An 8,532-nucleotide genomic window follows, 5' to 3' on the forward strand; every position below is an offset into this window, starting at 1 on the left:
TAGGTAATCTTTACTCTACCATTATTTTTTGAGAAGAGTAAAATTTATTATCAAAAACTAGCGTAAGAATAAACGTTGCTGTCATTTTTTGAGGCAAAACAAATTGCATTGTGTTTTTTCCCGAATGAAAATCCGTAATCTCACCTTCACTAAGTATTTTTCCGTCAAGCGAAGTAATAAAATATGATAAATCCGCTTCATAGGGGACCTCAAATTCCATCTCTAATTCACTTCCTTTGATTGGATTTGGAGCGATTGTAAATGATATTGGATTTTGACTATTTTGCACAGGAATTGACATGGATGGCTCTTTAATCAATTTTACTTCGTAAACGGTTGGGTTGGCTGAAGTGGTATTGGTTTGATTTACCGAAAAAGGATTCAAAGAACTACTACTGATTCCACCCACCAAATGACCAATGATAAATTCATCATCTACAATGTCATCTAATTTGATCACTTCATTTGAAAAACGTGGCAAACTCAAATTCGGAATAAATTCGGCTCCGGCACCATTTAACAAAGGCATTTCGACGGGTAGTTTATATTCAGTTAAATTACCATTTGCTTCTCTAGTAACTCTACTAATTGTTTTTACAAAAGGAACCAAATTATCTTGTACCAAAGTTGTTCCGTTGTAATAATACTGACTCATTCCACCAAAAAATAGATTATGCATCGTATTGGACTCTGCTTGAAATAATCCAACCGAGCCACTGTGGTAATTACTTAAATATTGATTGAAAGAAGTTTGTGGAACATGACCGCTAGCCTTTACATCTACCGGATATAAAAAAGGTAAATCCTGGTTAATTTGAAAAACACCGGATGAAATGGTATAACCCAATTCACCATCGGGAAAAACCTGAGGAACTAAATTATAATCTCTTCGATGCAAATGGATTGGGTCTGTGATTTGTTCAATTAAAGAAAAACTCAATTGAGTTCCGGAATTATCAATGGTAAATTTTCGAATTTGATTCGTATAAGTTTGCGTAAAAGTAGGATTCCCCATTGGATTATAACGACCGTCAAAACGATGACCGCCAACTAAATAAAAAGTAGTATTAATTTTTCCTAATTGTCCGCCGGTTACAGCAAAAATAGTATTACTGATTTGTTTAAAATAGTTCGTAATTGGCAAGTTATTGATTATGGCATTAATCAAATTTGGTACATCAATTGCCGTTAATTTATCAAACGTGATGTGATCATTGGCCGAAACAGAAAATGCATAACCACCAATGATGTAAAGCGTATCACCATCCTGATAAAAATTCATATTAGTAGACTGTAATTGCTCTCTGATTCCGGTTGGTAAAGAGGATAATGAAACTGACCAACTCTGTTGTGTCATTTTATCAACCACATATAATGATGAATTATTATTAGATGCCGGAAAAGCATTAAAAGGTTGTCGGGCATGCAAACCATCTAATCTTCCACCAATTATGAGCCATTTTCCATCGCTTTGTCCGAAAGCAAATGAATGCAAGCCTGGTAAACCATTAATTGTAACAGGGTTTAATTCTAAAGAATAATTAAATTCATTTTGAGCAAAATTGACTTGTGTAATCAACAACAATAATGATAAAATATACGTTTTCATGATATTAATTTTGCTCAAATTTAATTCAGAATAAACTAATTTTGAGTAACTAATGTTACCTAATTATTGCATGACAAATTTTATCCCAAACGAGACAATATTAGCCTCTAAACCATCACTTCGGGAGTAATGATTAAACCTGAAATCAATATTCTTTATTCCGAATTTCCAAATTTTTGCAGCGGTAAAAATATCTGTATAATTTACGCCAAATCCATATTGATGAGCATCAAAGGTTGACAAGTCATAATCAGAAGTATAATACTGGTCAGTGGAAAGATGTTGTTCATACGGGGCAAAATAGGTTGAAGCTTGTTGCGTATAATAACGATACATCGGAATAAGCGTAAATCGATCGGTAATTTTATACGGTAATTCCAAACTGGCGGTATGAGAGGAAATTCCCCAATTATCCGTGTAAAAACGATAATACGTTCGTACTACCAATTTTTCGTTGACATAATAATTCAATCGGGCACCAATGGGCAATTTAAATCGGCTGTCCGGTAATCGCTCAATGTCATCGGCCAATTGAAATTCATTGATAAAAGCATTGTCAACATCTGCAAAATAAACCCGTTGGTAAGGTGTGGAAAGTAACCCTTGTTGTTGTAAAATATCAGCAAATATTGAAATCTGAGTCTTTTTATTCAGCACCTGCGAAAAACTTAGTGAAACTGCAAAAGAATTCCTGTTTTTATCTGGATGAAAAACAAAATTTGTCGGAGCATAATTTGTGTTGCCTGTGACGGTAAAATCATCAAAAATTCCCCCATTCAGATTATTACCGTTATCGGCAAAATCTTGTAACTCCTTTGGATAAATAGGCTTCCAAGTATCTAAATATACATTAGCAGCAATACCTACTTCCGTATTTTTATCATTGAATAATTTGGTTAATCCACCACCAAAACCGATGGAAGAATAATCATATTCCACCGAACCCGAAATATGAGCGTTCCAAATGGTATTGCGGTCATCTGAACTATGACTGTAATTAATCACCAAAGTCGTTAACACATCTTGAGCAGAAGCACCTGAACTGGCTTGCCACGGACTGGGCGTATTACTGTCAAAAGGATTGATATTTCCCGAGGAAGCAGATGAATAGGCAGAAATTCCAATATCCACCGTTAAAACATCGTCGTCGTTTAAAGGAACAGCTACTACAATTGTGGGTGTAATATCGGTTAAATCTTCCATTCCATTTCCACCGGCAACCGCTGAATGAATTCCGTCTTGTTTGTAATAACTCATCAGGAAATCTACTTCTATGGATTCTAACACTCGTTTTTTGTAGCTCACTTCTATAGAATCATTCACTTGAGCAAAACCCAATGATGTGATGAATAACAAAATGAATGAATACCAATTTTTCATAAATATATTTTTTTGAACACAGATTTAAAAAATTGAAAAAATTATTAAAGATGTTTTAAGACTCATAATCTATACTATTCTCAAAACCTTTTCAACTTTTAAACCCTTAACCTTTTAAACTCTTAAACTTTAAACTAATTACAACCACACCCTCCTCCGGTTTTACCACCATTGGCTCCGGCAGCTGCTTCGCGATAGACTTGAAAATTGGTTTCAAAACGTTCAGAGGAACGAGCAGCTAATTTCATGTCAGGGTCGTTTATTTTTTCTTTTTCATATTCTTTGACCGTATTACAGGATTGGAGAATGAAAAGAATCAAGGTTAAAATTGTAACTTTTTTCATTTTAGGATTTTTAGAACACAGATTTATAAAATTTTTAAAAATTATCTGATTATTATTTTTCAAATTTTTTCATGTCAATATTTTTGGAGGTATGCACAACGCCCTTATCATCCACAATTATGCATTCAATTCCTTTAAGTTGATTAATTAAATCAAGTCCAGTATCTACACCTAAAACAAAAACTCCGGTAGCAAGTGCATCGGCGAGTTCTGTGGTTTTGGCAAAAACCGACACACTCACTATTCCGGTGGCAGGATAACCTGTTCTTGGATCTATAATATGTGAATAACGCTTTCCGTTAAACGAAACAAACTTTTCATAGCTACCCGAAGTTTCTACCGCACTGTCTTCGAGAGGAAATGTGGCAAACACTTTGTTTTTATTCATTGGGTTTACGATAGCAACCGTCCACGGTTTCCCATCAGGTTGTTTGCCCCAAGCGAAAACATCTCCCGATACATTGACAATTCCAGATTTGCAACCACTTTCAAGTAACAATGCTTTGACTTTATCAGCAATATATCCTTGACCGATGCCACCCAAGCCAAGTTTCATTCCTCTATTTTTTAAAAAAACAGTAGATTCTTTTTCGTTTAAAATGATGTTTTGATAACCAACCTTTGCTACGGAATTTTTAATGGCTTCTTCTGAAGGCATTTCTTTCATACTGCCATCAAATTTCCAAATTTTATCCATCGAAGCATACGAAATATCAAAAGCCCCATTTGTTAGTTTCGAAATCTTAATGGCTCTTTCAATCAATTCAAATACCTCTTGATCCACTTTTACGGTCGTAATTCCGGCATTTTGATTGACTTTTGATACTTGTGTTGTTGGAATCCAATCTGAAATTAAATGTTCAATGCGTTTTACCTCTTCTATAGCTTGATTAATATATTGATTTGCTTGAATGGTATCGTTTGCTACAACCGTCATTTCAAACGGACTACCAAGCATAAATGTTTTTTTACTATGCACAATTTGAGCTGATGAAACCGACACAATCAACACCAGTAAATAAAAAATTAATCCTCTCATTTTTTGACAAAACTATGCAACAATTGAATGTATTCTTCGGCAGATACGTTTTTAAAACCGGTCATTCCTAACACTTTTCCATTGGGATCTAACAATACAACCAATGGAAAACTTCCTCCTTTGTTATACTTTTCAGCCAGCTTTTTATTTTGCTCAGTTAATTCCGGAGCTAATTGATTCGCTTTTTTCTTTGGAAAATCAGCTTTATAAGTTACCCAATTTTTTTCAGCTTCCGCTTTAAATACGTCTGACATCCAAATGTTTTTTTCGAGTTTCATACAAGGTGCACACCAATCGGAACCGGAAAAAACCAATACAATATTTTTGTTTTCTTTTTGAGCTATAACTTTGGCTTCCTGAAAGTTAGACTGCCAATTTTGAGCCAATAAAACCGTATTCATGAATAGTAATACGAGAAGAAGATAATTTTTCATCCGTCAAATTTTATGTAAAAATAACGGAAAAACAGTCCAATTATTGAAAGTGAATGGGTAATTAAGTAAATCTTAAGTTACAATAACCCGTTATATTTTCGAATAAACCATTCCGTACCTAAAGCCAAAACTATGATGATTAACAACCAAACCCAGTCAATTACAGGTGTTTTTTTGATGATTTCTTTTTGGATGGGTTTGTAATTTTCGTTAGCTAAAAGCGATTGAACTAATTCATCCACTTGATTAGCCAAATACGTTTTTCCTTTGGTTTGAGTAGCCAATTGGTTTAATTTGGCATAATCCGGATTTACAAATTGTTTTTCGATATCAAAATCTAAGACGTCAAAAAAACCTGAATACGACGTTTTGGAGTTGTTTTCAGTAACCGTAAATGAATAATTTCCGGCTGAAAGTCCGTCAAAATTTACTTTATACGAATTGGTTGATTTTAGTAAATCATACGATTTAGTTTGATTCGTTGCTTTATTTTTTACCGTAATGGACAAACGAGCATTGTCGTCAAATTCATAGTTTTTGTTGAAATACTGAGCATTAATTTCAATAGCATCACCGGAATTGTAAAAGTTCTCATGCGTAACGACCAAAGATTTTCTTGCGTTGTTGGAAGCTAAAAACTGAATAGTTTTATCAATAAACACATCAAATTTCTGAAAACTTTGTTGGTCAATGTGGCTTTGCAAACGCCATTTCCAGATGTTTTCACCCAATAAAAAAGCAGAACGTTTTCCTTGATTTTCGGTGTATGCCAATAAAGGTGAATCAAGCTCTACGTTTCGAATTCGGGCACCAATTAATTTATCATAATTCGTTTTTGACGTAATCGTTCCGAACGGATTTTGTAAGGGAGGAAAATTTTCAAAACCAATGTTGTCAATGGCAAACAGATTGAATTGCGAAGAAAAAGTAGCCAAATAATCTTCTTGTTGACTACTCATTTTAAAATCGAAAGTCGTTTGCTGTTGATTTAAAAAATTGAAATCGGTGTGCAAGCCCGTAATCATCCATGTATTCAGATTAGCCAAATTATTTTTTTCAAAAACGGATTTAAATTCAGATGTTGGTTGGTACAAAATCAACACGTTAAAGTCTTGCAACGATTTGATTTGACTGGGTTTAAGAATCGAAACCTTGCGTTGTTGATTGGACTCAATAGCTCTTTTTAATGCTCCTATATCAGGATGATTAATCGATGAAACTATTGCCACTTCCGTTTTTTGATCGATGATTTCTACGGCAAAATTTTTGGAATTATTATACGTGTTTTTTTCCTGTTCTGAAGAGGAAATAGTTGCTTTAAAAACCTGAACACCCACTTTTTCAGCAGGTAATAAAACAGTGATTACTTTTGATTTTTGACTGTTTGAAAAATCTACATTTTGCTTACTTAAAACCGTATTTCCTTGTGAAATGGAAAAAGTAGCATTCACATTTTTATTTCCGGAATAGTTGACAAACACTTCCACCGGAAATTTATTTTTCAAAAAAGCGTATTTGTTGACGTTGAGCTGACTGATTTTTAAATCTAAAACAGCCGTTGTATCGCCCAACACAACCGGATATACCGCTTTATTTTCGTCAAAAGAATAAATATAATCGTTTCCTTGGGTTTGGTTTCCATCCGTAATAATGACGGTGGGATGATTGATACTTTTGTGGATGCTTTTGAGCCCCTTTCCTACTCCATCGATTCGGGTTTGCGTTCCTTTGAAATCGTAGGATTCCGAAGATTCTAATTCAGAAGAAAATTGATAGGATTGTACCTCAAATTTATCTTGTAAATCGGCATTGGAAGTCAATTTTTTATAAACATCCAAAGCGGATTCATTCGCTTTTAATTCGATAACTGATGACGAATTATCGACCACAATTGGCAAAGGAATTTTGATGGTTTCAAATGATTTTCGGGTGAGAATTGGGTTGATTAATAATATCAATAATCCAAAAACAGCAACAAAACGCAAAAATGCTAACAACCAATAGACTTTAGAATTGGTTTTGGTTTTGTAGAAATACTGAAAAAATGATACTCCTCCGGCTATTAATACTGAAAGTAAGAGTAAAAGCACAGTAGTTGTAGTCATTTTTAGTAATTAGTGATTAGTAATTGGTGATTAACGAATAACGACAAATCTCAATTTTAAATGAATTTTTCTTTTTAGCACTTTTTAGCCCCGATGGTAGTGTAAAGCTTTTTTAAGGAAAATTTTTAGTTTTGTTGCCAAACAAAAGCGACCAACGGAAGCTCTTTGTGTGGCTTACAAAACTTAATTTTTCTTAAAAAACTTGTAACGGACAGCGGGAATAGCTTCTAATCTGTTTTCTGTTGTCAGTTGTCAGTTGTCTGGTTTATTGCTCGCCGAGGCGAGAGATTTCTATTTCGACTTCGTCATCTTGCGAAATGACAAACGAGGTGTGAAAACTGCGACTGCGACTGAAAACTGCGACTGAAAACTGTGACTGAAAACTGCGACTGTGACTGGAAACTGACTACGTCAACATTCCCCCATCCACATTCATCACTTGTCCGGTGACATAAGCACTCAAGTCAGAAGCCAGGAAAAGACAGGCATTTGCCACATCCTCCGGAGTTCCGCCACGTTTAAGCGGGATAGAATCTCTCCAACCTTGAACCACTTCTTCGTTTAATTTTCCGGTCATTTCGGTTTCGATGAATCCGGGTGCAATGGCGTTGCAACGAATATTTCGAGAGCCTAATTCTAACGCAATTGACTTCGTAAAACCAATCATTCCGGCTTTTGATGCGGCATAGTTGGCTTGACCTGCATTTCCTTTTACACCCACCACTGAACTCATGTTCACAATAGAACCTTTACGGTTTTTTAACATTACTTTTTGCACCGCTTTGGTCATGTTGAAAACTGATTTTAAGTTGATTTCAATGACTTTGTCAAAATCTTCCTCAGACATTCTCATTAATAAATTGTCTTTAGTAATTCCGGCGTTATTGATTAAAATATCGATGGTTCCAAATTCTGCCAACACATCATCAGCTAATTTTTGAGCTTCAGTAAAATCGGCTGCGTTTGATTTATATCCTTTGGCTTTAATACCTAAAGTGTTTAATTCATTTTCCAATGCCATAGCCGATTCGGCTGATGAACTATACGTAAACGCCACATTAGCACCGTGTTGAGCAAAAACTTTCGCGATTCCACTACCAATTCCCCGACTGGCTCCGGTGATGATGGCTACTTTTCCTTCTAATAATTTCATGGTTTAAGTCGTTTGTTTTTTGATAAAGCAAATATAAGAAAATCCTTTTCAGTTTTCGCTTTAAAATAAAAAAGCCCTACCGAAGTAGAGCTTATATTCTGAATTAATAAAATTATTTTTTAATGAACTTTGCCGATGAGCTCCCTTTATCTGTAAACACTTTTATAAAATAACTTCCCGATTGTAAGTTTGAAACGTTTATCTCACCATTTTCAGCATGAATGGTTGTCATTACTATTTGTCCGAGTGTGTTGTAAATAGAAACTGATTTTACTTCCATTTCGCTTTTTACTTTGATGTTTAAAACCTCTTTTGCCGGATTTGGATAAAGTGAAAAATTAGTTTCAAAATCAAAATCTTGATTGCTTAAAGGTTCTTCCACCGTTGTGGAAGTGGTGTTGGTAATGATTGGAAAGTTATAATCAAAATAAATACTGGCTGTGTTTGTAAACTCATCACCTAAAACCA

General features: G+C 34.6%; 8 protein-coding genes. All 8 read right to left on the reverse strand.

The window, feature by feature from the left end:
• Positions 1-10: 10 nt before the first annotated feature.
• Positions 11-1,609 carry a Kelch repeat-containing protein gene (locus EQG68_RS14055; protein ID WP_129465523.1) on the reverse strand — a complete coding sequence of 533 codons (1,599 nt, stop codon included), beginning with the start codon at positions 1,607-1,609 and terminating at the stop codon, positions 11-13.
• Between the two features lie 63 nt (positions 1,610-1,672).
• Complete coding sequence (locus EQG68_RS14060; RefSeq protein WP_129465524.1) at positions 1,673-2,989, reverse strand: DUF3570 domain-containing protein; 1,317 nt, start codon at positions 2,987-2,989, stop codon at positions 1,673-1,675.
• Positions 2,990-3,123: 134 nt separating this feature from the next.
• Positions 3,124-3,333, reverse strand: a complete 210-nt coding sequence (locus EQG68_RS14065) for a DUF4266 domain-containing protein (protein WP_129465525.1) — start codon at positions 3,331-3,333, stop codon at positions 3,124-3,126.
• A gap of 52 nt (positions 3,334-3,385) precedes the next feature.
• Complete coding sequence (locus EQG68_RS14070) at positions 3,386-4,372, reverse strand: FAD:protein FMN transferase (protein ID WP_129465526.1); 987 nt, start codon at positions 4,370-4,372, stop codon at positions 3,386-3,388.
• Entirely contained in the window at positions 4,369-4,806 is a 438-nt protein-coding gene (locus tag EQG68_RS14075; protein WP_129465527.1) for a thioredoxin family protein, read from the reverse strand. The genes EQG68_RS14070 and EQG68_RS14075 overlap by 4 nt, the downstream gene beginning before the upstream one ends.
• Before the next feature lie 77 nt (positions 4,807-4,883).
• A complete protein-coding gene (locus tag EQG68_RS14080; protein ID WP_129465528.1) occupies positions 4,884-6,911 on the reverse strand; it encodes a hypothetical protein in 2,028 nt (675 codons plus the stop codon).
• 406 nt (positions 6,912-7,317) lie between these two features.
• Entirely contained in the window at positions 7,318-8,064 is a 747-nt protein-coding gene (gene fabG, locus EQG68_RS14085) for a 3-oxoacyl-[acyl-carrier-protein] reductase (RefSeq protein WP_129465529.1), read from the reverse strand.
• A gap of 112 nt (positions 8,065-8,176) precedes the next feature.
• Positions 8,177-8,532: T9SS type A sorting domain-containing protein (locus EQG68_RS14090; protein WP_164975467.1), on the reverse strand; the 356-nt coding region annotated here is incomplete at its 5' end.

Source organism: Flavobacterium piscinae (assembly GCF_004122145.1).
Taxonomy (GTDB): domain Bacteria; phylum Bacteroidota; class Bacteroidia; order Flavobacteriales; family Flavobacteriaceae; genus Flavobacterium; species Flavobacterium piscinae.